The 23,979-nt window shown below is 70.9% G+C and carries 24 protein-coding genes; 9 read left to right on the plus strand and 15 right to left on the minus strand.

The features are described from left to right. Positions 1–2: 2 nt before the first annotated feature. The 4 genes from ACH4RC_RS16965 to ACH4RC_RS16980 all read right to left on the minus strand — a co-directional run bounded on the left by ACH4RC_RS16965 (position 3) and on the right by ACH4RC_RS16980 (position 4,080). Positions 3–797: an aldose 1-epimerase gene (locus tag ACH4RC_RS16965; protein WP_398201031.1), complete on the minus strand. Its 795-nt coding sequence runs from the start codon at positions 795–797 to the stop codon at positions 3–5. Positions 798–808: 11 nt separating this feature from the next. Beyond that, on the minus strand, positions 809–1,627 hold the full coding sequence (locus tag ACH4RC_RS16970) for an SRPBCC family protein (protein WP_398201034.1): 819 nt from the start codon (positions 1,625–1,627) through the stop codon (positions 809–811). Positions 1,628–1,912: 285 nt separating this feature from the next. Beyond that, entirely contained in the window at positions 1,913–3,460 is a 1,548-nt protein-coding gene (locus tag ACH4RC_RS16975) for a polyamine aminopropyltransferase (protein WP_398201037.1), read from the minus strand. Positions 3,461–3,558: 98 nt separating this feature from the next. Further along, positions 3,559–4,080 carry a DUF2617 family protein gene (locus ACH4RC_RS16980; RefSeq protein WP_398201038.1) on the minus strand — a complete coding sequence of 174 codons (522 nt, stop codon included), beginning with the start codon at positions 4,078–4,080 and terminating at the stop codon, positions 3,559–3,561. A gap of 811 nt (positions 4,081–4,891) precedes the next feature. On the opposite strand from ACH4RC_RS16980, the gene ACH4RC_RS16985 reads away from it, so the two are divergent. Beyond that, positions 4,892–6,076, plus strand: coding sequence for a pyridoxal phosphate-dependent aminotransferase (locus ACH4RC_RS16985; RefSeq protein WP_398201041.1), 1,185 nt, complete (start codon positions 4,892–4,894; stop codon positions 6,074–6,076). Between the two features lie 78 nt (positions 6,077–6,154). Continuing rightward, complete coding sequence (locus ACH4RC_RS16990) at positions 6,155–7,357, plus strand: hypothetical protein (RefSeq protein ID WP_398201044.1); 1,203 nt, start codon at positions 6,155–6,157, stop codon at positions 7,355–7,357. Between the two features lie 9 nt (positions 7,358–7,366). Here ACH4RC_RS16990 and ACH4RC_RS16995 read toward each other — a convergent pair whose 3' ends face one another. Both ACH4RC_RS16995 and clpB read right to left on the minus strand, forming a co-directional pair. Continuing rightward, on the minus strand, positions 7,367–7,909 hold the full coding sequence (locus ACH4RC_RS16995; protein ID WP_398201046.1) for a YbjN domain-containing protein: 543 nt from the start codon (positions 7,907–7,909) through the stop codon (positions 7,367–7,369). A 185-nt stretch (positions 7,910–8,094) separates the two neighbouring features. Further along, complete coding sequence (clpB, locus tag ACH4RC_RS17000) at positions 8,095–10,695, minus strand: ATP-dependent chaperone ClpB (protein WP_398201585.1); 2,601 nt, start codon at positions 10,693–10,695, stop codon at positions 8,095–8,097. 115 nt (positions 10,696–10,810) lie between these two features. Between clpB and ACH4RC_RS17005 the strand changes: the two genes are divergently transcribed. After that, positions 10,811–11,236: a pyridoxamine 5'-phosphate oxidase family protein gene (locus ACH4RC_RS17005; RefSeq protein ID WP_398201048.1), complete on the plus strand. Its 426-nt coding sequence runs from the start codon at positions 10,811–10,813 to the stop codon at positions 11,234–11,236. Positions 11,237–11,390: 154 nt separating this feature from the next. Here ACH4RC_RS17005 and ACH4RC_RS17010 read toward each other — a convergent pair whose 3' ends face one another. Continuing rightward, positions 11,391–11,735 carry a hypothetical protein gene (locus ACH4RC_RS17010; RefSeq protein ID WP_398201050.1) on the minus strand — a complete coding sequence of 115 codons (345 nt, stop codon included), beginning with the start codon at positions 11,733–11,735 and terminating at the stop codon, positions 11,391–11,393. Positions 11,736–12,079: 344 nt separating this feature from the next. Between ACH4RC_RS17010 and ACH4RC_RS17015 the strand changes: the two genes are divergently transcribed. Together ACH4RC_RS17015 and ACH4RC_RS17020 are read left to right on the plus strand one after the other, a co-directional pair. Beyond that, positions 12,080–13,057, plus strand: coding sequence for a helix-turn-helix transcriptional regulator (locus ACH4RC_RS17015; RefSeq protein WP_398201053.1), 978 nt, complete (start codon positions 12,080–12,082; stop codon positions 13,055–13,057). Next, positions 13,054–14,070: a LuxR C-terminal-related transcriptional regulator gene (locus ACH4RC_RS17020; protein WP_398201055.1), complete on the plus strand. Its 1,017-nt coding sequence runs from the start codon at positions 13,054–13,056 to the stop codon at positions 14,068–14,070. The genes ACH4RC_RS17015 and ACH4RC_RS17020 overlap by 4 nt, the downstream gene beginning before the upstream one ends. A 112-nt stretch (positions 14,071–14,182) precedes the next feature. Here the strand turns inward: ACH4RC_RS17020 and ACH4RC_RS17025 are convergent, their stop codons facing one another. The 5 genes from ACH4RC_RS17025 to ACH4RC_RS17045 form a co-directional block, all read right to left on the minus strand. After that, positions 14,183–15,301 (minus strand): sugar ABC transporter substrate-binding protein, encoded by a 1,119-nt coding sequence (locus ACH4RC_RS17025; protein ID WP_398201058.1) that lies wholly within the window; start codon positions 15,299–15,301, stop codon positions 14,183–14,185. Between the two features lie 204 nt (positions 15,302–15,505). Then, positions 15,506–15,898 carry a nuclear transport factor 2 family protein gene (locus tag ACH4RC_RS17030; protein ID WP_398201060.1) on the minus strand — a complete coding sequence of 131 codons (393 nt, stop codon included), beginning with the start codon at positions 15,896–15,898 and terminating at the stop codon, positions 15,506–15,508. A gap of 151 nt (positions 15,899–16,049) precedes the next feature. Further along, positions 16,050–16,688: a Uma2 family endonuclease gene (locus ACH4RC_RS17035; protein ID WP_398201062.1), complete on the minus strand. Its 639-nt coding sequence runs from the start codon at positions 16,686–16,688 to the stop codon at positions 16,050–16,052. A gap of 96 nt (positions 16,689–16,784) precedes the next feature. Next, the gene (locus tag ACH4RC_RS17040; RefSeq protein ID WP_398201065.1) at positions 16,785–17,615 is read right to left on the minus strand and encodes a helix-turn-helix domain-containing protein; all 831 of its coding nucleotides are present in this window, start codon (positions 17,613–17,615) and stop codon (positions 16,785–16,787) included. Between the two features lie 149 nt (positions 17,616–17,764). Further along, a complete protein-coding gene (locus tag ACH4RC_RS17045; RefSeq protein ID WP_398201066.1) occupies positions 17,765–18,307 on the minus strand; it encodes an ATP-binding protein in 543 nt (180 codons plus the stop codon). Positions 18,308–18,451: 144 nt separating this feature from the next. Between ACH4RC_RS17045 and ACH4RC_RS17050 the strand changes: the two genes are divergently transcribed. Genes ACH4RC_RS17050 through ACH4RC_RS17060 form a run of 3 tightly spaced genes read left to right on the plus strand, consistent with a single transcriptional unit; the run spans position 18,452 to position 19,688 of the window. Next, a complete protein-coding gene (locus ACH4RC_RS17050; RefSeq protein WP_398201069.1) occupies positions 18,452–19,300 on the plus strand; it encodes a helix-turn-helix domain-containing protein in 849 nt (282 codons plus the stop codon). Continuing rightward, entirely contained in the window at positions 19,297–19,497 is a 201-nt protein-coding gene (locus tag ACH4RC_RS17055) for a DUF397 domain-containing protein (RefSeq protein WP_398201070.1), read from the plus strand. The genes ACH4RC_RS17050 and ACH4RC_RS17055 overlap by 4 nt, the downstream gene beginning before the upstream one ends. Next, positions 19,494–19,688, plus strand: coding sequence for a DUF397 domain-containing protein (locus ACH4RC_RS17060; RefSeq protein WP_398201073.1), 195 nt, complete (start codon positions 19,494–19,496; stop codon positions 19,686–19,688). The genes ACH4RC_RS17055 and ACH4RC_RS17060 overlap by 4 nt, the downstream gene beginning before the upstream one ends. On the opposite strand, the gene ACH4RC_RS17065 is transcribed toward ACH4RC_RS17060, so the two are convergent. Continuing rightward, the gene (locus tag ACH4RC_RS17065) at positions 19,669–20,187 is read right to left on the minus strand and encodes a GNAT family N-acetyltransferase (protein WP_398201075.1); all 519 of its coding nucleotides are present in this window, start codon (positions 20,185–20,187) and stop codon (positions 19,669–19,671) included. The genes ACH4RC_RS17060 and ACH4RC_RS17065 overlap by 20 nt on opposite strands. Before the next feature lie 90 nt (positions 20,188–20,277). Between ACH4RC_RS17065 and ACH4RC_RS17070 the strand changes: the two genes are divergently transcribed. Further along, positions 20,278–22,044, plus strand: coding sequence for a DUF2207 domain-containing protein (locus tag ACH4RC_RS17070; protein WP_398201078.1), 1,767 nt, complete (start codon positions 20,278–20,280; stop codon positions 22,042–22,044). A gap of 235 nt (positions 22,045–22,279) precedes the next feature. Here the strand turns inward: ACH4RC_RS17070 and ACH4RC_RS17075 are convergent, their stop codons facing one another. Together ACH4RC_RS17075 and dnaJ are read right to left on the minus strand one after the other, a co-directional pair. Next, complete coding sequence (locus ACH4RC_RS17075; protein ID WP_398201081.1) at positions 22,280–22,732, minus strand: heat shock protein transcriptional repressor HspR; 453 nt, start codon at positions 22,730–22,732, stop codon at positions 22,280–22,282. A 5-nt stretch (positions 22,733–22,737) separates the two neighbouring features. Further along, positions 22,738–23,934, minus strand: coding sequence for a molecular chaperone DnaJ (dnaJ, locus tag ACH4RC_RS17080; protein ID WP_398201083.1), 1,197 nt, complete (start codon positions 23,932–23,934; stop codon positions 22,738–22,740). Positions 23,935–23,979: the final 45 nt, after the last annotated feature.

Genomic DNA, 23,979 nt, shown 5'->3' on the forward strand with positions numbered 1-23,979 from the left:
GCTTAAAGGCGCCGCCAGGTCCAGGTGGTGCTGGCCTCCAGGGGCTCGACGGGGGTCACGAGCCGCGGCTCGGTGTTGAGCCCGTTGGGCGGCCCCGTCTGCGGTTCGACGCACACGGCGGCGTCCTGCTCGTCGTAGACGACGACCCACTGCTCCCGGCTCTTGACGCCGACCTCCAACGCACCCGGCCAGGTCAGCGTCACATCGACCCCGTCGGGCATGCCGAAGCAGTCGTCCCAGGGGCCCGGCTTGACGTCCACGCGGCGCCCGGTGGGCAGGTGGTCGTCGCCGCGCTCCTCCTGCCAGGCGGGCTCGAACTCGATCCGTACGTGGTTGCCGTCGTCGGAGAGCGTCCGGTTGAACCACGGATGCCAGCCGGCCTGCGCCGGGAACGAGTCGCCGTACGTCTCGATGCCGAGCGTCAGCGTCAGCGAGTCCCCGGTGAGCGCGACGATCTGCGTGACGCGCCCCGGGTAGGGCCACGGGTCGGTGAGGTCGTACGTGAACACGGCCTCCGAGCCGGTCACCCGGGCGGTCGTCCATTCGGCGTCGCGGCCGAAGCCGTGGATGGCGTGCGGCGGCGAGTTCAGCGGCATCTGGTGGACCTGCCCGCCGTCACGGAACCGCCCGTCCCTGATCCGCCCGCACCAGGGCACCATCGGGAAGCACCCGTAGCGCTCGCCCTGGCGCAGCAGCTCGGTACCGGCGATCTTCAAGCTGCTGATGCGGCAGCCGTTGCCCGGCGCCACGGTCACTTCCGCGTCGCCCGCGGTCAGCGTCGTCTCCTGAGTCGTCACGACGACCGAGCCTATGCGGCGGGTGGCCAGTGCCGCCTGCGCAGGGCCCGGCCGACGACGATCGCGGACGCCAGCGCGAGCGCGGCGGCGGGCGCGGCCCAGCGCAGCGTGGCGCTCGCCGTGACGCCCTCGGGCGCGGGCACGGGCGCGTACCGGCCGCGCGGCGGCGCGTGGTCGACCTCCTCGGCGCTGCGCCCGATCATCGTGCGACGGGCGTGCGCGGCGGCCGGCTCCGCCGGGAGGTCACCGGTCTCCTCGTCCGGGGCGGGTTCGAGGCTGGACGGGGGGACGTCGGTGCCGTAGAGGGAGAGGCGCTCGGACGCATCGCCGCCACCCCCGTCCTCGTCCTCGGCCATGCCGCTTTCCGGGCCGTCGTCCGTCTCGTCGTCCACCTCGTCGTCCGAGCCTGGCTCCTGGCCTGCCGCCCCGAGGTTCCCAGCGAAACGGTTCAGCAGCCGGTGCGCCGCCGAGGTGACCGCCTCGTCCGAGAACTCGGCCACCCGCCCGTCGCCGGACGCGGTACCGGCGAACGTGAGCAGAGACCCGCCGTCGGCGGCGACGACGCGAGCGGTCAACGCGAACTCGACACGGCCCGTGCCGCGCGCCTCCGCCCCCTCACCGGTCACCGCGTACGAGCCGTCGGGCGCCTCGACGACGCGGACCGCTCCGCGGTACGTGATGGTGTGCCCGTCGATACGTACCTTGAGGCGGCCCCCCTCGCCGGACGTGTCGCGCTGGAAGCCCGGCAGGGCCCTCTCCACGCGGGACGGGTCGCAGAGCACCGCCCGAAGGGACTCGGCGGGAACCGGAACGAACACCTCATGCTCCATGCCACCCGAGCGTAGCGACTCCGTCGGTGGCGGGCGTCTTGTTCGGCGGGGCGATCGCGGATTCGTGCTCCCTGCGGGCGGCCGGGGCGCGCCCTTCGGGCGTGTGCCCCCTTCGCACGGCTTCCGCGCGCGGGCTTCGTCGTGGTCGCTCGCGCGGTTCCCCGCGCCCCTGGAGCATGCGGCTCCGCCGCAGCCCCGTCCCCCACGTGCGGGCGGCTGCCGCACGAAGTGCGCGTCCCAGGGGCGCGGGGAACCGCGCGAGCGGCCACGGCGGGAGGCGCGCCGTCAGTCGCTGTAGCGCGGGTGCACCAACGTCGACGGGGGACGCGGGTGGGCCGGGGCCTGGAGGGGCCGGACGGAGGGGAGGCGGGGGGCGGTGCGGCCGGCCGCTACGAAGGCCGCGGGGCCGGGCCCGTGCTGGTACGCCACCACCCGGAGACCCGCCGCCCGAACGGACGACACAACGGTCCAGAACCGCCCGGAAACGGCCCCGCCGGCCACCACCACCCGCCCCCGCGGAGCGCTCAGCACACGCGACACCAGCCCGTAGAACTCCTGCGAGTACAGCTTCGTACTGTCGGTGCGCCCCGGATCAGGCAGATCGCAGATCACGACGTCGTACCGCCCGCCCCGCGCACCCCCGCCCCGCAACAGCGAGAACACGTCCCCGGTCCGCACCTCCACCCGGGGATCGGACAGCGCCCCGCGATTGAGCGACCGAAGCCCCGGATCCGTACGGGCGAGCCGGACCACCCCGGCATCGGTGTCGAGGACGTCGACATGACGCACCCCGGGGCGGCGCAGCACTTCGCGGACGGCGAGCCCGTCACCCCCGCCGAGGACGAGGACCCGCGCATGCGCCCCACCCCGCATCACGGGCCCGACCAGCGCGGCATGCCGGCGCGCCTCGTCCCGCCCGCTGACGCGCAACTGCCCGTCGAGGTAGAGGTCGAGGGGCCGGCCGCGCTCGCCCCCGGTGAGGACGACCTCCTGCACGGCGGTCCGTACGGCGACCCGGACGTCCGCCCCGTAGATGGCCTGCCGCGCGGCCCGCTCGAAGTCGTCGACGCGGACGAACGCGGCGGCGAGCAGGCCGAGGACCAGCAGGTTCACCGCGAGCAGCACCCGCCGCCCCCGCACACTGAGATCCCGCCGCAGCAGCCCGAGCACGAGCGCGCCCCCGGCCACCGCGTTGACCGCGCCGGTCAGGAGCGCGCCGGTGAGCTGCCCGAACATCGGCAGGAGCAGGAAGGGGAAGGCGAGGCCGCCGACGAGCGCGCCCACGTAGTCCGCCGCGAACAGGTCGGCGACCGCGCCGCCCGCGTCCTGCCGCCGGATCCGCTGGATGAGGACCATGAGCAGCGGCACCTCGGCGCCGATGAGGACGCCGATCGCGAGGGAGAACCCCACGAGCAGCCACCGCGGACTGTCACCGAACGCTCCGGCCCCTCCGTCCGTCCAGGCGAACACCGCGTACAACGCCATCGCGCTGAACCCGCCGACGAGCGCGAGCGCCGCCTCGACGAGCCCGAACCCGGCGGCGGCGCGCGGCCGCAGCCGTTTGGCGGCGAGCGAGCCGAGCCCCATGGCGAAAACCATGAAGGACAGCACGACGGAGGCCTGGGTGACCGAGTCACCCATCAAGTAAGAGGCCAGAGCCACCAGTTCGAGCTCGTAGACGAGTCCGCAGGCCGCGCAGACGAAGACGCAGACGAGTACGAGGAACCGGCCGGTGCCCGGTTTCACCGGGAGCGGGGCCCGGCCGCGCCCGCCCGCCGGCCGGGTCGTCACTCCGCGCCTCGCGGGCGGCGCGGACACGTGCGGTTCGATCACGACTGGAACGCTACGTCACCGTCCGAGCGCTCCTCGTCACCCACACGTGTGGAACAGGCGCAGCACACGCATACTCCCGCCAACTTCGGCATGGCGCTCTACAGCGCGGCGACCGGCATCCGTACGCCCACCCGGCTGCGGGTGGCGACGAGTTGGCCGTCCTGCGGATAGGCGTGCCAGGTGCGCCATTGCACCTGGCCCTCGTGGTACTGGGCGAGCATCGCCGTGAAGGCGTGCGGGGAGCCGGGGAAGACGCCCGCGAGCCCGTTCGGATGGTCGGCGACGAGAGCGAGCAGCTCCTGTGCGCGCCCCGCGAACTGCCCCTCGGTGAGGTGCTCGACGTGCGCGGCGAACTCGTACTCCCAGTCGCCGACGCGCTTGGCGACGCCGAGCGGGAGCGGGGTGCTGCTGCCGGGGATGCAGGCGACGGTCTCCGAGCAGCTGCCGTGCTCCTCGTCGAGCAGGACTTGGTGGGAGGCGCCGAGGAGCCGCAACTCCAGTCTGGCGCCGCTGAGTTCGAGGTCGAGGGTGGCGAGCGCGGGGAGCGGCTCCCGGCCCAGGGCCCAGGCCAGATCGGCCGCATTCGTGTCGGTGTACGCGGTGTTCAGGGTCGTGAGCATGGGTCGGCTCCGCTAGCGCGCAAAGGAGGTGGGGCCGGCTGTGTCGATGGGACCGGCTCGTGCCCACGCGAACGCGTTGAGACGTGCTGCGAGGGCGTTGAGTTGACGGTTAAAGGGAATCATGGGCGTCGTCGCCCTCACCGCGTTTTTACCCAACTTCGGAGGGTTTCCATCCCCCCGAGGGCTCCCCAGTTCAACTGTTCAACTGCCCTAGCGGACTTCCCCGCCCCACACCCCTCTGCCGGGTGTCAAGGGGAACACACGTGCCTGCGGCCCGCGCGGACCGACTGCCCCGTGTCAGTCGCCTCCGCGCGGGCCGCAGCCCCGGGCCCGGCGTCAGCTGCCGCCGCCGCACCCGCCCCCGCCACCGCACGACGAACCGCCCCCGCAGGAGCTGCCCCCGCCGCACGAGGAGCTGTCACCGCCACCGCACGACGAGTGGTGACCGGACGAACCGGAGGAACACGACGCGCCGCCACCGCCGACGACACCGCCGCCACCCCCGCCGGCCCACCAGCTGCCGCGGTTGCCGCGCCGCCGTGAAGAACGACGCGAACCCTTCTGAAGAGACGTGAGCGGGCCACCACGCCCGCCCGCTTTGGCCGTTCCCACGATGATGGCCACGACCAGGGCCATGAAGACCACGATGACGACTGCTTCCATCACCGGCCCTCCTCTCTCGTCCCCCGTCCCCCCTGTACCCCGTGCGTTCCGAGGCCCCGAGGGGCGCCCCGAGCGGGCGTGACAGGGGGATGCCCGAACGCGCCGCGGGCCAAAGCAGAGTTGAGGAACTCCAGAGGTTCGGCGCAGGATGGCCGCCATGACCTCCAGCGCGCGCCCCCTGCTCAATCGCCGGCTCGCCGAGTTCGGCACCACCATCTTCGCCGAGATGTCCGCGCTCGCGGTGCGGACCGGCGCCATCAATCTCGGCCAGGGCTTCCCCGACACCGACGGCCCCGAGCAGGTCCGCGAGGCGGCGGTCCGGGCGCTGCGCGACGGGCGCGGCAACCAGTACCCGCCGGGCCCCGGCGTCCCCGAGCTGCGGACCGCGATCGCCGCGCACCAGGAGCGCCGGTACGGCATCGCGCTCGACCCCGACCGCGAGATCCTGGTCACGGCGGGCGCGACCGAGGCCATCGCCGCCTCGCTGCTCGCGCTGGTCGAGCCCGGGGACGAGGTCGTCGCGCTCGAGCCGTACTACGACTCGTACGCGGCCTGCATCGCCATGGCGGGCGGCACGCGCGTCCCGGTGACGCTGCGCCCGCACGAGGGCAGCTTCCGCCTCGACCTCGACGAGCTGCGCGCCGCGATCACCCCGCGCACCCGCCTCCTGCTCATCAACACCCCGCACAACCCGACCGGCACCGTGCTCACCCGCGCCGAGCTGACGGCGATCGCCGAGCTGGCCGTCGAGCGCGACCTCCTCGTCGTCACCGACGAGGTCTACGAACACCTGACCTTCGACGACGCCGAGCACGTGCCGCTCGCGACCCTGCCCGGGATGCGCGAGCGGACGGTGACGATCGGCTCGGCGGGCAAGACGTTCTCCTTCACCGGCTGGAAGGTCGGCTGGGTGACGGCGGCGCCCGAGCTGACCACGGCGGTCCGCTCGGCGAAGCAGTTCCTGACCTATGTCTCCGCCGGGCCCTTCCAGTACGCGGTCGCCGAGGCCCTCGCACTCCCCGGCTCCTACTTCAGCGACTACCGGGCCGCCATGACGGCCAAGCGCGACCTGCTCGCCGCCGGGCTCGCGGACGCCGGGTTCGCGGTCTTCCGCCCGCAGGGCACGTACTTCGTGACCACCGACATCCGCCCGCTCGGCTTCGACGACGGCTTCGCGTTCTGCCGGGCGCTGCCCGAGCGCTGCGGCGTCGTCGCCGTCCCGAACGCCGTGTTCTACGACGACCGCGCGGCCGGCGCCCCGTTCGTACGGTTCGCGTTCTGCAAGCGGGACGAGGTGCTCACGGACGCGGTGGCGCGTCTCAAGCAGCTCTGACCCGTCCGGCCCGATGGGGGCCGCCCGTCTGGCGGCTCCCCGCTCGCGGGCCCGACAGGTGCGTCGCAAAGTTCGGTTGTGACCGAGCCTTCCGCCGCCGTCCTGGACGGCCCCTCAGCCACCACCACCCCCGCCCCCGGACCCCGGGCGCTGCCGCGTCCGCTCGCGGCCGGGGCCGCCCGCGCCCTCGGGCTCTTCGCCGCCGCCCGGCTCACCGGGGCCCTCGTTGCGGCCGGTGCCGGGTGGGCGACCGGCAAGCAGCCGCTCACGCTCCTCGGGCGGTCCTGGGACTCGTTCTGGTACCTGCACATCGCCGAGCACGGCTACGGCCGCACCGTGCCGTTCGGGACCGGCCAGGTCTACAGCGACCTGGCCTTCTTCCCCCTCTACCCGGCGCTGGTCAGGGCCCTGCACATGGTCCTGCCCGTCGTCGGCGCCCCGCTCTGCGCGCTGCTGATCGCGTGGAGCGCGGCGCTCGCCGCCGCCCTCGGCGTCTACCGGGTCGGCGAACTGCTCCACGGCCGCCTGGTGGCGACGCTCCTCGTCGTGGTCTGGGGCCTGCTGCCGCACTCGGTGGTGCTGTCCCTGGCGTACACGGAGCCGGTGCTCACGGCGCTGGGCGCCTGGTCGCTCTACGCGGTCCTGACGGGCCGCTGGCTGTGGGCGGGGTCGTTGGCCGCGCTCGCCGGACTCGCCCGCCCGAACGGGGCCGCGGTCGCCGCCGCCGTCCTGTCCACCGCCGCCTGCGAGCTGGTCCGGCGGCGCGGCCGCGTTCCCCACAGGCTGTGGACGGGCGCGCTGCTCGCGCCGGCCGGCTGGCTCTCGTACGTGCTGTGGGTCGGGCTCAGGAAAGGCGATCCGCTCGGCGGGTACTTCGCGGTGCAACGCGGCTGGGGCTCCACGTTCGACTTCGGGGCCGGATCGGTGCAGATGGCCTGGCGGGTGCTCCAGCACGGGCACCGCTTCGTCTTCGGCATGTCGCTGGTGATCGTCGTGGTGGCGCTGCTCCTGTACGGGCTGCTGCTCCTGGACCGGCCGCCGCTGCCGCTCGCCGTGTACAGCGGCGTCCTGCTCCTCGTCACCCTCGGCGGCTCCGGCTTCTTCGCCTCCAAGCCGCGCTTCCTGCTGCCCGCGTTCCCGCTGCTGCTGCCGCTCGCGTGCGCGCTGGCCCGCACGGCGAGAGCCCGGCCCGCGCACGCCCTCCTGACGGTGGGGTGGCTGGCCGGGCTCTCGATGGCGTACGGGACGTACCTGCTGGTCTACGTCCACAAACCGCTGTGAGGGGCGGGATTACTCCCCGTCGTCCTCGGGCTTCTCCGGCTTCTCCGCCGAGTCGACCTCGGCCTCGAGGCCGAGCTGCTCCACGAGCCAGCGGTCGAACTCGATCGCGGCGCGCACCCAGCTGACGGTCGACGACACGAAGTGCTCCAGGGAGACACCGGTACCGATCAGCATCTGGGCCTCGCCGATGAGGCGGACCGTGCCGTCGTCGTGGGTGTGGCTGTAGACCTTGGGCCACAGGGTGCGGCGGTTCCAGTCGTCGATGGACTCCAGGAGCTGCGGCTTCACCTCGATGCCGTGCGGGCGGTCGTAGAACGTCCGCACCGAGAAGACCTGCTGGTCGCCCTCGCCGCGGAACATGAAGTACGTACGGAACTCCTCCCACGGCGCGGCGAGGTCACCCTCGTCGTCCAGGACGTACTTGAGCTCCATCTGCTCCAGGAGCTGCTTCACCAGATCCTGGTCGGGGATGACGGGGCCTGCCGGTCCCGCTCCCTGCTGCGGTTCGGGCTGTCCCCCGAAATTGGGAATCGAGGACGGGTCGATGCTCACGCGCTTGGTCCCTTCGTATGGCTGAGGCCCATCCTCTCCCATCGGGGCCCCTGGGGGGCAAGCCCGGATGGGCGTCTGCCGGGTTTCTGTTGTTCGCCGAGTGCGGACGCGTCGCGGTCGCCCGCGCCGTTCCCCCGCGCCCCTGAGGCATGCGGCTTCGCCGCAGCCCCAGGGGCGTCTGAGACCTACAGCGACTTCTCCGGTGTCGCCGGGCCGACGATCAGGCCCTCGCCGAACGTGTCCACCCGGATCGTGTCGCCGTCCTTGACCTCGCCCGAGAGGATCTCCTTCGCCAGGCGGTCGCCGATCGCGGACTGGACCAGGCGGCGGAGCGGACGCGCGCCGTAGGCCGGGTCGTTGCCCTCGTCGGCGAGCCAGGTGAGGGCGGCGTCGCTGACGTCGAGGGTGAGGCGGCGGTCGGCGAGGCGCTTGGCCAGGCGGTCGAGTTGCAGGCGCGCGATGCGGCGCAGTTCGTCCTTGTCGAGGGCGGAGAAGACGACCAGGTCGTCCAGACGGTTGAGGAACTCCGGCTTGAAGGAGGACCGGACCACCTCCAGGACCTGCTGCTGCTTCTCCTCGGCCGACGTCAGCGGGTCCACCAGGTACTGGCTGCCCAGGTTCGACGTCAGGACCAGGATCGTGTTGCGGAAGTCGACCGTTCGGCCCTGGCCGTCGGTGAGGCGGCCGTCGTCGAGCACCTGGAGCAGGATGTCGAAGACCTCGGGGTGCGCCTTCTCGACCTCGTCGAGGAGGACCACCGAGTACGGGCGCCGGCGTACCGCCTCCGTGAGCTGGCCGCCCTCCTCGTAGCCGACGTAGCCGGGGGGCGCGCCGACGAGACGGGCGACGCTGTGCTTCTCGCCGTACTCGCTCATGTCGATGCGGATCATGGCCCGCTCGTCGTCGAAGAGGAAGTCGGCGAGGGCCTTCGCCAGCTCGGTCTTGCCGACACCGGTCGGGCCGAGGAAGAGGAACGAGCCGGTCGGGCGGTCCGGGTCGGCGATTCCGGCCCGGGTGCGGCGGACGGCGTCCGACACGGCCTGCACCGCTTCGGTCTGGCCGATGAGGCGCTTGCCCAGCTCCTCCTCCATGCGGAGCAGCTTCTGGGTCTCGCCCTCCAGGAGGCGGCCTGCCGGGATGCCCGTCCAGGAGGCGACCACGTCCGCGATGTCGTCCGGGCCGACCTCCTCCTTGACCATCGTGTCCTTGGCGACCTCTTCCTCCGCCTCGGAGGCGGCCTCCAGGTCGCGTTCCAGGGACGGGATCTCGCCGTACAGAAGCTTGCTCGCCGTGTCGAAGTCGCCGTCGCGCTGGGCCCGCTCGGCCTGGCCGCGCAGCTCGTCGAGCTTCTCCTTCAGCTCACCGACGCGGTTGAGGGACTGCTTCTCCTTCTCCCAGCGGGCGGTGAGGCCGCGCAGCTCCTCCTCCTTGTCGGCGAGGTCGCGCCGCAGCTTCTCCAGGCGCTGCCTGCTGGCCGGGTCGGTCTCCTTGCCGATGGCCAGCTCCTCCATCTTCAGCCGGTCGACGGCGCGCTGGAGCTCGTCGATCTCGACCGGAGAGGAGTCGATCTCCATACGGAGCCTGGACGCGGACTCGTCGACGAGGTCGATGGCCTTGTCCGGGAGGAAGCGGGAGGTGATGTAGCGGTCGGAGAGGGTGGCCGCGGCGACGAGCGCGCTGTCGGCGATCTGCACCTTGTGGTGCGCCTCGTAGCGCCCCTTGAGGCCGCGCAGGATCGCGATGGAGTCCTCGACGCTCGGCTCGGCGACCAGGACCTGCTGGAAGCGGCGCTCCAGGGCCGGGTCCTTCTCGATGCGCTCGCGGTACTCGTCGAGGGTCGTGGCGCCGACCATGCGCAGCTCACCGCGGGCCAGCATGGGCTTCAGCATGTTGCCCGCGTCCATGGCGGAGTCGCCGCCCGCGCCCGCGCCGACGACGGTGTGCAGTTCGTCGATGAACGTGATGATCTGCCCGTCGCTCTCCTTGATCTCGGAGAGGACGGTCTTCAGGCGCTCCTCGAACTCACCGCGGTACTTCGCGCCCGCCACCATGGCACCGAGGTCGAGCGAGACGAGCCGCTTGTCCTTGAGCGACTCGGGCACGTCGCCCTTGACGATGCGCTGGGCGAGCCCCTCGACGACGGCGGTCTTGCCGACGCCGGGCTCACCGATGAGCACGGGGTTGTTCTTCGTGCGCCGTGACAGCACCTGCACGACGCGGCGGATCTCCTGGTCGCGCCCGATGACGGGGTCGAGCCGTCCCTCGCGCGCGGCGGCGGTGAAATCGGTACCGAACTTCTCCAGGGCCTTGTACGAGCCCTCGGGGTCGGGTGTGGTCACCCGGCGCCCTCCCCTGCTCTTCGTGAATGCCTCGGCCAGCTTCTTCGCACTGGCCCCATTCTCCGCCAGTACCTCGCCCGCGGCGCCGCCCTTCGCGGCGATGCCGACGAGCAGGTGCTCGGTGGAGAGGAACTCGTCGCCCAGCTCCTTGGCCCGCTCCGCGGCGTCGGCGACGACGGCGAGCAGGTCGCGGTTGGGCTGCGGCGGCGCGACCGTGGACCCGGTGACGCTCGGCAGCGAGCCGACGACGCGCTCGGCGCCCGCCCGCACCTGCGCCTGATCGGCGTCGACAGCGGCCAGAAGGTCGGTGATGTTCTCGTTGTCCTGCCCTTCGAGCAGGGCCAGCAGCAGATGCGCCGGGGTCAGATCCGGGTGCCCCCCGGACACGGCCCGGCTCGTGGCCGCGTTGATCGCGTCGCGGCTCCGGTTCGTCAGCTCGGCGTCCACGTAACTGTTCTCCTTCTCCTCCACGTCACGGGCAACTCTGACCTATTCAGCGTACACAAAGTTGAGTCTATTCCGCTCAAGTCGTGCGTCCGCCGGGGAGGATAGATTCCGGACCATGGCCAAGCAGATCGACCTGGACGCACCCGACCCCGCCTTCCTCGACTTCTGGCGGGAGAGGCACCTCTGCACGCTGACGACCCTGCGCGCGGACGGCACGCCGCACGTCGTCCCGGTGGGCGTGACGTACGACGCCGAGGAGCGGGTGGCGCGGGTCATCACGGACAAGGGCAGCTGGAAGGTCGCGCACATCCTGTCGGCACCCCTCTCGGCTCGGGCGCGCGTCGCGGTCTGCCAGGTCGACGGCCGGCGCTGGGCCACGCTGGAGGGCGCGGCGACCGTCCGCACGGACCCGGCCTCGGTCGCGGACGCCGAACGCCGCTACGCCGAGCGGTACAACCACCCGCCGCGCCCCAACCCGACGCGGGTGGTCATCGAGATCGCGGTGGACCGGGGCACGGGCAACGCGGTCTTCGGCGAGTAGCCCGTTACGAGCAGCCCGGGTCACGAGTAGCCCGTTACGGCGCCCGTACACGGCCCCGTACACAAAACTGCAGCGGCGCCACCGTGTTCAGGTCCACGGTGACGCCGCTGCGGGGGGAAGCACCTGCGCGATCTACTGCGACGGGGGAATCGCGTCAGGCACTGCGGGGGGTGGCAGAGGTAGTGCTGGTGTGCGGGGTCTCGGACCCCGCGTCCCCGACCAGCTCGTGATCGCGCTGATCGAGGTTGACGAAGATCATTCCGTACCGGACGACCGTCCGCACCGGCTGTGGGGCGCCGCGCGGACGACGCAGACACCGGTAGGCCCGGAGATCGTCGTCGTCGTCCCGCACCACGATGATCGGCTCCCCGAACAGGGTGACCATGAGCGAGTCACCCGGGTTCGGGATCGCCGTCACGAGGTCGATCGTGTGCCAGCCGGAGCGGTACGCGATCGCCATCTCGCGGCGGAGGGATCTGTCGTCGGGCGGGGTGATCATTTGGTCACGTCCGCCGCCGGGTCTGCGACGAGGCCCCAGGCCACGTCACCGTTGACCGTCGCCTGACTGTGGGTCCCGAACTGAGCAGAGCCCCAGGCGACGTCCCCGGGCACAGCAGCAGTGCTGGCAGTGCTGACGGTGCTCGCAGTGCCGAGCGCAACAGCGACGACCGCCGCGCCAAGCACTGAGCGAAGCATTCTCTTACTCATGTCGGCTTCGTCCTTACCTGATGGCTTCTTCTCCCCCGCACCACAAGACGATGACTCATTCAGGCACATGGAAACCACAGAAGCGATGCATCATGTTCCTGCACGTTCAGGACCCTGGGGGGTGGAGATTTACCCATGAAGCACACAAAACCGACACATCCTCACCCAGTCACTGAGTTGTGCGCCGAAGGGGAACGTCTTTACGCCAGCGCGCTCGGCGCGGGCCGCGTCGCTCGGAGCGACGCCGACGCCGCACCCTGCCTGCTGGAATTCGCGCTCCTGCATCCGGATCCCGACGACGCGAACTGGCTACGGCCGGTTCCCCCCTCGGTGGTGCTCTCCGAGCGGCTGCAGCCGATCGAGCGGGAGATCCAGGAGAAGCGCTCGCTGTCGACCGAACTCACGGCGGCGTTTCAGCCGTTCATGAGCATCAGTGCCCAGATGCCGCCCATCACTCACGCGATCACCGTCCTCGAAGGAGTGAGCCGCATCAACGCGGCGCTCGACAAGGGGATCGCCGAGAGCCGGCGCGAAGTCCTCACGGTGCAGCCCGGTGGCGGGCGTTCGGAGCACCTTCTCAGCGAAGCGCTGGAGCGCAGCAAGCCGCTGATAGAGCGCGGCATCTCCATGCGTACCCTCTACCAGCACACCGTCCGGTACAGCCAGAACACGTTCGCGTACATGGACAAGATGGCAGGGGCCAGGGTCGAGATCCGGACCTTGGAGGAGCTCGTCGAAAGGCTCATCATCGTCGATCACGACGTGGCGTTCATTCCCGCGCAGGCCGGCAACAGCATGGCCCTGGAGCTGCGCCACCCCGGCCTGGTCCAGTACCTGATCAACGTCTTCGAGCATCTGTGGCGCCAAGGCACCCCGCTGGAGGAGGAGATCCAGTACGAGGCCACCCTCGAAGGGATCACCGGCGTGCAGCGCTCGATCGCCAAGCTGCTCGTCGAGGGCCACGTGGACGAGGCGATAGCGCGCCGTCTGGGGATGAACGTACGCACCTGCCGGGCCCACATCGCGAAGATCGCGGCGGCGCTCGGCAGCGGCAGCAGGGCTCAGCTCGGCTATCTCATCGCGCAGTCCGGGATGCTGGAGCAGGACTCGTGAGAGAGCCTCACGGCCGGGATCCCGGCCACGGGCACGGGCACAGCCATGGCCACGGCCACGGCCCCGAGGAACTGTGCCCGGACGGCTCGACGCTCTACGCCCTCGCCCTGCGCGAGGGACGCATCTCCAAGGAACAGGCCGAGCGCGTGCCCTGCCTGCTCGAATTCCGGCTCGTGCGCCCCGACCGGGCGAACGCGCAGTGGTTCAGACCCGTCTCGCCCTCCGTCGCGCTTCCGGGCCTGCTGCGCGGCATCGAGGCGGAGATCGCCCACCAGCGCGAACGCGAGGTGAAGCTGGCGGACGCCTTCCAGCCACTCATCGCCCTGGAAGCACAGCGCGCGTCGGTCCCCGAGAGCCCCATGATCACCGTCCTGCTGAGCCTCACCCGGATCAACGAGGCGATCGCGCGGGCGACCGACGCCTCCTCGCACGAACTGCTCACGGTCCAGCCGGGCGGTTTCCGCTCCCCGGACGTGCTCGACGGCGTGCTCACGCGGGAGCAGGAGCTGCTCGGGCGCGGTGGCCGGATGCGTACGCTCTACCAGCACACGGCGCGCCACGATCCCGCCGTGGCGGCGCATTTCGAACGCCTGGAAGGCGATGTCGAGGTCCGCACACTCGACGAGGTGACCGAGCGCCTCATCCTGCTGGACCGCACCGTGGCCTTCATCCCCGCCAACCCCGACCGCACGGTGGCTCTGGAGATCCGCCATCCGGCACTCATCACGTACCTCGGCACGACGTTCGAGCGGCTCTGGCGGCTCGCGACCCCCCTGTACCCGAACGCGCCGCAGACCGTCACCTCGTCGGGCGGCGTGCCCAGTCGGCAGCGGACCATCGCCGGCCTGCTCGTGGAGGGGCACACGGACGCGGTGATCGCGGAGCGCCTGGGCGTGAACATCCGCACGGTACGGCTGCACATCGCGAAGCTCGCGGCGACGCTGGGGAGCGAGAGCCGGGCCCAGCTCGGCTACCTGATCGGCGAGTCGGGCATCCTGACGCAGGAGCGGTGAACGCGGGAGCGGTGATCGCGGGAGCGGTGATCGCTGGGGAAGGGGACCGGGTGGGGGACCGGTCACCTGGTTACTGAGCTGGCTACTGGAACTGGTTACTGAGCTGGGGGGCTTACTTCAGCCCCGCCTCCGCGCACGCAGCCGCGTACTGCGCCGTGCAGATGTCCTTGATCTTGAGGATGCCGTCCTTCACGACGGTCTCCTTGATGTTGTCCCGCTTCAGCGCGACGACACTCACACTCGCCGTACGGATCTGCTTCGTCGTAGGGCTGTCCGTCCGGTCCATCGCGAGGGCCTCGAACTCGATGGTGCGGCCCTGAGCGACCCGTACGGCCATCTCGGCGGCGGTCGCCGCCTCCTCCGGGTACGGCTTGTAGACGCTCATGTACTGATCGCCCGTCAGAATGCGCTGCACGGCCGCGAGTTCCGCGTCCTGGCCGGTGATCGGCGGCATCTTGGTGAGACCGGCGTCCTTGAGCGCGGCGACGATGCCGCCCGCCATGCCGTCGTTGGCCGAGTAGACCCCGGCGATGTTGGCGGCGCCGATGGAGGCGATGGCCTGCTCCATGTTGGCCTTGGCGTTCTGCGGCTTCCAGGCGACCGTGTCGTACGACTTGGCTATGGTCACGGCCGTCAGCTCCGCGCGCGCGGCTGTCTTGAAGTCGAGGGCGTTCGGGTCGGTCGGCGAACCGTTGATCATGACGATCTTGCTGTTCTTGGTCGCCTTCGAGCCGAGCGCCTGGATGAGTTCCTTGCCCTGGGTCTGGCCGACGAGCCCGTTGTCGAAGCCGACGTAGGCGTCGACCGGGCCCTGCGCGAGACGGTCGTAGGCGATGACGTGGATCCCCGCGTCCTTGGCCCGCTGCACCGCGGCGGTGATCGTCTTCGCGTCGACGGCGTCGACGATGAGGGTGTCCACCTCCTTGGCGATCATCTCGTCCACCTGGCGGTTCTGCAGGTCGGCGTCCTGCCCTGCATTGGCGTAGACCAGTTCACCCTCGCCGTCGGTCAGCTTCGCGATCTGACGCTTGATGTTCGGGTAGTCGAACTTCTCGTAGCGTGCGGTCTCCTTCTCCGGAAGGAGCAGGCCGATCTTGACATCGTTGCCCTTGCGTACGGGTTCGCTGGTGCCGCTGTCCCCGCCGGGCAGCACACCACCGCAGGCCGAGAGCGAGACCACTAGGACGGATGCGACACCGGCGAGGCCGGCGCATCGCATACGCGTGTTCATTACGGATACCTCCCTGACGTGGCCGCGCCGCTGCGGCCGAGGTGGCTCGAAGCCAACTCGGCCGCCCACATCACGTCAAGAGGTGAAGCAACACCGCAACGAAACCGCATCCGTTACTTCCCCACATGAAGCCAGATACATCGAATACCGGACATGTGTACCCGGCGGTAACACCCTTGCCGTCAGATATCGGCCGGTACGCGATCAGTCCTGGGCGGCGGGTACGCGGTCGAGGAACCCGTGCACGGCCCGGATCCGCCCGTCGTCCCCGATCTCGACGACGTCGAACCCGGCGACGGGCGCCGACCCGTCCGCCTCCGACACCAGCTCCCACCCGAACCGGGCGACCCCGTGATGCCCGTCGACCGCCCCGAGCGGCCGGAAGACGAACCCCGGGAACTGCTCGTGCGCGGCCCCGATCACGGCGGCGATCCCCTCGTGCCCCGCGACGTCCGCCAGCGGGTCGGTGTATGTCCCGCCCTCGCTCCAGGCGGCGGCGACAGCCTTGCGGACCGCGTCCGCGTCCGTGGCGTTCCAGGCCTCGAAGTAACGGGCGACGGCGGTCTCGTAGGTGTTCTTCTGCTCGTTGGCGCTCATGGCGTTCGGCCTCCTGAAGTCCGTGTCACTCGTTGGGTGGACCCGGAGCCCGGACGGAGTGCGCCGCCCGGGTTCCGGTGACTTCAGACTGCCGGGCGGGGGTGACGTGGTCGATTACGTCGGAGGTAAGGAAAGGGAGGTGCGGACGGCTTCAGGCGCGGCGGGGGCCGGTGATGGACTCGCCGATGGTGAAGCCCTTGGCGGGGCCTTCCGGGATGACGACGTCGGTGCCGTACGGGACCTGGTGCACGCCTGCCCAGTCCTGCCTGTCGGGGCGGGGCTCGGTCAGGACGGTGACCGTGCCCGGGGCGTCGTGGTCGTCGATGAGCACGTAGACGGGGATGCCGGCGCGGGCGTACTCGCGGCGCTTCTTCACGTGGTCGCGGTCCTGGTTGCGTTTACCGGGAGAGACGACTTCGACGATAAGCCGGACAGCAGCGGCGGTGATGCCGAGACCGTCGGCCGTGACGTATCGATCGGCGTCCCTGGGGACGACGAACAGGTCCGGGACCCATGCGCTGCTCCCGTGCACCACGTTGATGTCATTGCGCGCGACGAAGTCCGTCTCCCTGAGGAAGAAGACGAGTTCGTCACGGAGCAGGTTGATGATCTGGCCGTGGGCAAAGCACCCGGTGGGTGACACCTCAATGGTTCCTTCGATGATCTCGGCGTGGTAGCCCTCAGGGAGTTCCATGGCCTTCCATGCCTGCCACACCACCTTCTCAAGGGTGGTCAGCCCGGCGTCGTGCGACGGAGTCCGGGCCGTCCTGGCGGTCCTGGTGTCTGGCATCGTCCTGGGCCTCTCAGCAGCGAGCGCGGTCATCGTGGCGCACCTCCTTTCCAGTGTGGGCTCGGTGTACATACGGCACAAGCAAGGTGATCGGGATCAGCGTGGCGTCCGGCGGCAGCCGGGGCAGTGGTGGAGGTCCGGGCCGCGGTAGGCGTGGTCGCAGGTGTCGCAGTTGCGGAGGGGGTGGCGGACGGGCGGCGGGATCGTGACCCGTTGGTACGTCGGTGGCCTGGGCGGGAGTTGTGCCGTCAGGCGGTGGGCCAGGAGCGCTGCGGGGCTGCGGATCGGGCGGTCCTGAGGCAGGTCTCTGGTCAGGGCGTGGCGTACGGCGGCGGGGGCCAGGTCGCGTTCCAGCCAGGCGACGACGCCGGGGGCGAGGCGGTCCGTGTCGCGGGTGGAGAGGGTGAGGCGGGAGTCGGCCCGGTGCAGGCCGGCGAGGAGGTCGGTGGCGGCCTGGACGATGCCGGGTAGGGGGCCCAGCTCCGGGTGGGGGACGGCGAGGGGCTTGGGCTTGGTCGGCCTCGGCCGGGGTGGCGGTCCCTCCGCACCGGGCGTGCGTCCTGGCTGGTTGCAGGAGACCGTGCGGGTACGGACCCGGCCGTCGTCCGTACGGCGCCGCTCGCGCCGCAGGTAGCCGTGTTTCTCCAGCTCACGCAGCGCGGCAGCGATCCGCGTCGTGCCCTCCGGGAAGCGGGCGGCGAGCGACCTGACGTCGGCGCGGGACCCTGCCGGGAGGGACTGAATGTGGACGGCGAGCCCGATCGCCAGGCCGGAGAGTTCACGGTGCTGGGCGAGGTGGTTGCCGACGACCGTGAAGCGGGCGTGGTGGCGGGTGTTCTCATGAACGATGCCGTAGCCCTGCCGGGGGTCTTCGGGTGAAGTCCGGGCCGGGGTGTTCGAGCGCGCGTTAGTCTGCTGCGTATCCATAGGGAAGGGCTAGCTTCCTGTGTGGTGAGGCCCTCGCGAATGGGATGCCAGTCCCGGCGGGGGCCGTCACATGTCTTGGGTTGTTGTGCGTTGCTTTGCGTGAGCGTAGGGGGCGCAAAGGGCGCACCCGCAAGCCGAGTTGCCGACCTTCACTCGTCCGTGTCGCGACGGGAGGAGGGGTGGGGCTTGGCCTGGTTCCTTTCCCTCTCAGTCGTTCCTTTGGGGTTGCCGTCCATGTCACCGGCGTACGGGTTTCCGGGCGCCGGTCGTACGAGGTCGAGCTCGGCCCAGACGGTTTTGCGGGGCGCTTCGGCGGGGGTCCCGGTGACACCCCAGCGGTTGGCGAGCGCCGCTACGAGCATCAGGCCCCGGCCGGATTCGGCAGCGGGGGGCGCGTGTTGCGGGTCGGGGGTTCGGTCGCCGCGGGCGTCGGCGACTTCGATCCGCAGGGTGCGTTCAGCCACGTAGACGCTGAGGCGGAAGTCGCGGCCGGGGAGTCGGCCGTGGGTGGCGGCGTTCGTGGCCAGTTCCGCGATGACCAGTGCGGTGGTGTCCAGGTCCAGGGGGAGGGCCCAGGTGCGGAGTTCCTCCACGGCGAGGAGGCGTGCGAGGCGGGCTCCGCGGGGCGTGGGGGACAGCTGGATGTGGAAGTGGCGCCTGGTGCGGGGAAGTCCGGTGATTTCTGGGTTCACGTCACTCAGCGTGGCCGCGCGCCCGTACGCTCGCCTGTGACATGACGGTCACGTATAGCTACTGTCCAGCGTTTGTCCAGGGCTGTACATGGTGTACGCGGCGGTCACCGGGGTCGGCGTTGACGACGGGCGGGAGGTTCGCGGATGAGCGAGGCGACGGAGGGTGACGGGTGGGAGATCGAGCCGGGTGACGAGGAAGGGGCGGCCGTCATGGCCCTGATCGGGCGGCAGTTGCGGGCCTGGCGAGAGGCGGCCGACCTCAAGGCGTCAGAACTCGGAGCGGCGATGGGTTACGGGGAGGGGATCGTCTACAAGGTCGAGGCCGGGACCCGGATTCCCCGGGCCGAGTACCTCGACAAGGCGGACGACGTCCTACAGGCAGGCGGTCACATCAGGGGGATGCAAGGGGACGCGGCCAAGCTGCGGTATCCGAAGAAGGTGCGGGACATCGCCGACACCGAGGCGAGGTCCGTCGAGCTGACGGCCTACTGGACCCACAAGCTGCACGGGCTGCTTCAGACGCCCGAGTACGCACAGGCTCTGTTCTCCATGCGCCGCCCGGCCTTGTCCTCCGAGCAGATCGAGCGGGCCATGGCCGCGCGCACCGCCCGCAAGTCGATCTTCGACCGCGATCCAGTGCCGGCACTCAGCTTCATCCAGGAAGAGGTGACACTGCGGCGACCGATCGGAGGCAGGATGGTGTTGCGACACCAGCTCGAACACCTGGCAGAGCTGGGGCAGTTGCGTACGGTCGAGATTCAGGTGATGCCAACGGACCGCGAGGACCACGCTGGAATGAGCGGCAACATGGAAGTGCTGAAGTTTCGGGACGGGACCGCTATCGGGCGATGTGACGACATGTACGCAGGACGCCCGGTGTCCGACCCGAAGCAACTCCGCAACATCGAACTGCGGTGTGGCACCATCCGGGCTCAGGCTCTCTCTCCAAGGGAATCGCTGACCTTCATCGAGCAAGTGCTGGGAGAACTATGAACCGCAAGTCCACTGTCGGAGGCTCGTCCGAACTGAGCTGGTTCAAGAGCAGCTACAGCAGCGGCGGCGACGAGCCCGACTGTGTTGAGGTCGCCCACACCCGGGACACCGCCCACATCCGCGACTCCAAAAACGCCCAAGGCTCTCAGCTCGCCATAGGGGACTCAGCCTGGGTCCACTTCCTGGAGGCGCTATGAGCGCGGCCGAACTGGCATGGCGCAAGAGCAGCTACAGCAGCAACAGCAACGAGCCCGACTGTGTCGAGGTCGCCCACGCCCCCGGCGCCATACACATCCGCGACTCCAAAAACGCACCGGGGCCTCGCCTCAGGGTCGCCCGCTCCACCTGGGCCTCGTTCATCGGAGGGGTCAGCTCTCGAACTCCGTGAGGTCGATCGCGTACAGGCGGAAGCCATCCGTGTCGCCGGTTCGGGTCAGGCCCAGTTTGCTCAGCACCTTGGGTGAGGACGTGTCGCCCTCACCCACCGCCGCGACCACGCGGTCGATGCCGCGGTCCTGGAGGGCGAACTCCAGGGACGCCTGCGCCGCCTCGGAGGCGTAACCCTGGCCCCAGAACTGGCGGGCCAGGCGCCACTGGACGCCGATGTGGCCGGCGATCTGGGGCGGGGCGACGGGAACGTACAAACCCACCGCACCGGCCAGCTCGCCGGAGCCGAGGAGTTCGACGGCGAAGAGGCCGAAGCCCTCGTCGTCCCATTCGTCCTCCCAGCGCTCGATGTCCTCGGCGGTCTCGTCGAGTGAGCGCGGGGCGCCGTCGCCGATGTACTGCATGACGGCCGGGTCGGCCTGGATGTCGGCGAGGGGCGCGAGGTCGTCGTCGGGGGACCAGCGGCGCAGGAGGAGACGGGGAGTGCGGATCTCGGTCATAGGGCCCATCCTGCATCACCCGCCCCTTCTCACCCTCCTCAGAAGTGTGCTGCCATGTCCCCGTACCGAGGAGACCCGGGGGGGGACGACTTGAGCGGTAAGAAGAAGACAGGCACGCGGCGGCGAAGAGTCCGCAATCTCGTCTGTCTGGTGATCGGCGTGCTGGTGCTCGGCGCGGTCACCTGGCTGGCGGGGGCCATGGCCAACAACGAGCGGGTCACCAGGATGTGGGTGAGCGCGCAGGTGGCCAAGGACGGCAGTGCCCGCATCACCGAGGTGATCGACTACGACTTCGGGCACCCGCTGGAGGGGAAGCACGGTATCTACCGGGATATTCCGGGCCTGACCTACGACGTCGAGGACGAGGACGTCAGCGTCACGATGGACGGCGCCCAGGTCCCGTACGAGCTGACGTACGGCGAGACGTCGGACCGGAGCATCCGGATCGGCGACGCGGACCGGACGGTCGACGGGCTCCACCGCTACCGGATCACGTATCCGCTGCCGGACGTCGTCAAGAAGGGCAAGCTCGCCTGGGACGCGGTCGGCACGGGCTGGCAGGTCGACCTGCGCGAGGTGGAGGTCCATGTCGCGAGCTCGAACCGCTGGTTCGGGTCCCGGTGTGTGCGGGGCAAGACCGGGTCGACCCAGAGGTGCCGGGCCGATCAGTCCTACGTGGATCAGCCCACCCCCGGCCATCTCGTCGCCCGCTTCGGAGAGATCGGGTCCGGGCACGGGGTCACGCTGTACGGCGCCGTCGACGGACGGTCCGTGAGTGATGTCGTCAAGGCCGTCCGGCCCACCCCGCCCGCGAGCGCGCGGCCCGACGCCGAACCGGCGCCCGACCCGTTCCGGACGGGTCTGACCGTGGCCACGATCGCGCTGGGCTGCGGCCTGTTGACCATCGTCCCGCTGCGTCTGCTCGGCCGCGACCGCCGCCCCGCAGACCTGAAGCGGCCGACCGCCGAGGGAACACCACCCGCCGGGCTGACCCCGGAGCAGGGCGGCATGATCCTCACCGAACGCGTCGAGCCGCACATCCAGGTCGCATGGCTGCTCGGCGTGGCGGCCCGCAGGCACATCAAGGTGACGGGCAGCGGTCAGCACCCCACGCTGCAACGCACCCCGGGCCGCGCGGGGGTGCCGGACGAGGACACCGCGGCCGTACTCGACGACATGTTCGCGGGCGGTCGCAGGGAGTTCGTCCTGGGCGTGTACGACCCGTTCTTCCAATCGGCCTGGCGTTCGCTCGCCACCCGGCTCAGCGAGTGGCAGCGCACCAGCGATCTCTGGGACCCGGCCGCCGAACGGCGCGAACGCGTCGCCGCGCGGTACGGGTTCTTCGCGGCGCTGGCGGGTCTCGTCGCCGCCATCGTCGGCAGCGGGCTCATCAGTTTCGTCAACGCGGCGGGCCGCCCGGTCGCGGCCACGGGCGCGGTGCTCGCGGGGGTGGGCATGGCGCTGTTCCTGTTCGCGTGGGAGCTGAAGTCCCGTACCGGCAGGGGCGCGGCCCTGCGCGCCCAGCTGGAGTCGTTCCGGGACTGGCTCGCCGAGGCGCCCCCGCGGGCCGCCGAGGACGCCGAACGGCTTGAGCAGCTCACGGCGTGGGCCGTGGCGCTGGGTGTGGCCGAGCGCTGGGAACGCTCCATCGCCGACACCACGACGGCCCCGGCCGCCGGCAGAGGCACCCGCTCGGCCACCCTGTCCTGGCTCGGCCCGGCCCTCGCGGTGAGCCTCGTCGCCGCGACGACGGCCTCCGCGACGGCACCGTCCTCCAGCGGGTCGGGCGGGAGCGGCGGATCGAGCGGCGGCGGCGTCGGCGGCGGCACGGGCGGAGGCGGCGGCGGGTCCTGGTGACGTCCGGGGCGGGGCCATCGCCCTGCCCCGCTCAAGGCCGGCTGACGCCCGGCCCACGCGATGCGGCCCGGCGCAAACCGCTCGCGCGCCGGGCCGCCCCTCGCTCTCCCACCGCCGAGTGCCCCGGCGGGGCCACCCCATGCCCGTAATCCGCGACGCATACGAGATGCATGCGAAAGGGGCCCGGAGTCGGTCCATCGACTCCGGGCCCCTTTCCACTGTTCCCAGCGGAGAGTTACTGCTCAGGCGAGCGCTTCGGCCGCCACACCACCAGCGCGCTCGTCTGCTGGACCTCCTGGTACGGGACCAGGTCGCGGCGGTACGAGGCGTGGACCGCCGCCTCGCGCTGCTGCATGGCGGCCGCGGCGCCGTCCACCGCGGCGGAGAGTTCCGCCACGCGGGACTGGAGCGCGGCGACCTGGTTCTCCAGCTCGATGATGCGCTTGATGCCGGCGAGGTTGATGCCCTCGTCCTGCGACAACTGCTGGACGGTGCGCAGCAGTTCGATGTCGCGGGCCGAGTAGCGGCGGCCGCGCCCGGCCGTGCGGCCCGGGGAGACCAGGCCGAGACGGTCGTACTGGCGCAGCGTCTGCGGATGGAGGCCGGAAAGCTGGGCCGCCACCGAAATGACGTACACCGGGGTCTCTTCGGTGAGTTCGTACGGGTTCGCGCGACGCCGGCCGTCCATCTCGCTCAAGCTCCCTTCGCGGCCTGGAACAGTTCTGCCCGTACATCGGTGTCCTCAGTCGCCTTGCGGTACGACTCGAGGGCCGAGCGGGCCTCGTCGGAAAGGTCCTGCTCCTGGGGGACGGCCACCTCGACCGTCACCAGGAGGTCTCCGCGCGTGCCGTCCTTGCGGACGGCGCCCTTGCCGCGGGCCCGCATCGTCCGCCCGTTCGGCGTGCCCGCGGGCAGCTTGAGGGTGACGGCGGGACCGCCGAGGGTCGGCACCTTGACCTCACCGCCGAGCGTCGCCTCGGTGAACGTGACGGGCACGGTCACCGTGAGGTTGTCGCCCTTGCGGCCGAAGACGGGGTGCGTGTCGACGTGGACCACTACGTACAAGTCGCCCGCGGGCCCGCCCCGTTCACCGGGGGCGCCCTTGCCGCGGAGGCGGATGCGCTGGCCGTCGGAGACACCGGCAGGGATGCGCACCTGCATCGTGCGGGAGGACTTGGCGCGGCCCGAGCCCTTGCAGACCTCGCAGGGGGTCTCGGCGATGAGGCCGCGGCCCTTGCAGTCCACGCACGGGTCGGTGAGGGAGAAGCCGCCACCGCCGCCCCGCGAGACCTGCCCGGTGCCGACGCAGGTCGGGCACACGCGCGGCGTGCCGTTCTTGTCGCCGGTGCCGGAACACGCCTTGCAGGGGGACTGCGAGGACATGCGCAGCGGGACCGTCGCGCCGTCCACCGCCTCGGTGAAGCTCAGCGACACCTCGGACTCGATGTCCTGGCCCCGGCGCGGCTGGGTACGGGTGCCCGCACCGCCGCCGCCCCGGTTGAACAGGCCGCCGAAGACGTCGCCGATGCCGCCGCCGAAACCGCCGGAGCCGCCCTGGCCCTGGCCCTGGGCGCCGCCTCCGAAGAGGTCGCCCAGGTCGAAGTTGAACGATCCGCCACCGCCGGCGCCGGGCCCCGGACGGAACCCGCCGTTGCCGAACAGCGTGCGCGCCTCGTCGTACTCCTTGCGCTTCTTGGGGTCCCCGAGGACGTCGTTCGCCTCGGAGATCTCCTTGAAGCGCTCCTCCGCCTTCTCGTTGCCCTTGTTGGCGTCGGGGTGGTTCTCCCGGGCGAGCTTGCGGTACGCCTTCTTGATCTCGGCGTCGGTGGCGTCCTTGGGGACGCCGAGGACCTTGTAGTAGTCCTTCTCGATGAAGTCCTTGGTACTCATCGGCCTCGACGTCCCTCCTCACGCACGTCAGTACTTACTGCCCTT

It is taken from the genome of Streptomyces sp. NPDC016845, from assembly GCF_044332585.1.
Classification (GTDB): Bacteria; Actinomycetota; Actinomycetes; order Streptomycetales; family Streptomycetaceae; genus Streptomyces.

Bases quoted from the DNA above. Each gene is read 5' to 3' on its own strand.
- ACH4RC_RS16970 (WP_398201034.1), bottom strand. From the start codon at position 1,627: ATGGAGCATGAGGTGTTCGTTCCGGTTCCCGCCGAGTCCCTTCGGGCG.
- ACH4RC_RS16980 (WP_398201038.1), bottom strand. From the start codon at position 4,080: ATGCTCACGACCCTGAACACCGCGTACACCGACACGAATGCGGCCGAT.
- ACH4RC_RS16985 (WP_398201041.1), top strand. From the start codon at position 4,892: ATGGCCGCCATGACCTCCAGCGCGCGCCCCCTGCTCAATCGCCGGCTC.
- ACH4RC_RS17005 (WP_398201048.1), top strand. From the start codon at position 10,811: ATGGCCAAGCAGATCGACCTGGACGCACCCGACCCCGCCTTCCTCGAC.
- ACH4RC_RS17010 (WP_398201050.1), bottom strand. From the start codon at position 11,735: ATGATCACCCCGCCCGACGACAGATCCCTCCGCCGCGAGATGGCGATC.
- ACH4RC_RS17015 (WP_398201053.1), top strand. From the start codon at position 12,080: ATGAAGCACACAAAACCGACACATCCTCACCCAGTCACTGAGTTGTGC.
- ACH4RC_RS17025 (WP_398201058.1), bottom strand. From the start codon at position 15,301: ATGAACACGCGTATGCGATGCGCCGGCCTCGCCGGTGTCGCATCCGTC.
- ACH4RC_RS17030 (WP_398201060.1), bottom strand. From the start codon at position 15,898: ATGAGCGCCAACGAGCAGAAGAACACCTACGAGACCGCCGTCGCCCGT.
- ACH4RC_RS17035 (WP_398201062.1), bottom strand. From the start codon at position 16,688: ATGCCAGACACCAGGACCGCCAGGACGGCCCGGACTCCGTCGCACGAC.
- ACH4RC_RS17040 (WP_398201065.1), bottom strand. From the start codon at position 17,615: ATGGATACGCAGCAGACTAACGCGCGCTCGAACACCCCGGCCCGGACT.
- ACH4RC_RS17050 (WP_398201069.1), top strand. From the start codon at position 18,452: ATGAGCGAGGCGACGGAGGGTGACGGGTGGGAGATCGAGCCGGGTGAC.
- ACH4RC_RS17055 (WP_398201070.1), top strand. From the start codon at position 19,297: ATGAACCGCAAGTCCACTGTCGGAGGCTCGTCCGAACTGAGCTGGTTC.
- ACH4RC_RS17060 (WP_398201073.1), top strand. From the start codon at position 19,494: ATGAGCGCGGCCGAACTGGCATGGCGCAAGAGCAGCTACAGCAGCAAC.
- ACH4RC_RS17065 (WP_398201075.1), bottom strand. From the start codon at position 20,187: ATGACCGAGATCCGCACTCCCCGTCTCCTCCTGCGCCGCTGGTCCCCC.
- ACH4RC_RS17075 (WP_398201081.1), bottom strand. From the start codon at position 22,732: ATGGACGGCCGGCGTCGCGCGAACCCGTACGAACTCACCGAAGAGACC.
- dnaJ (WP_398201083.1), bottom strand. From the start codon at position 23,934: ATGAGTACCAAGGACTTCATCGAGAAGGACTACTACAAGGTCCTCGGC.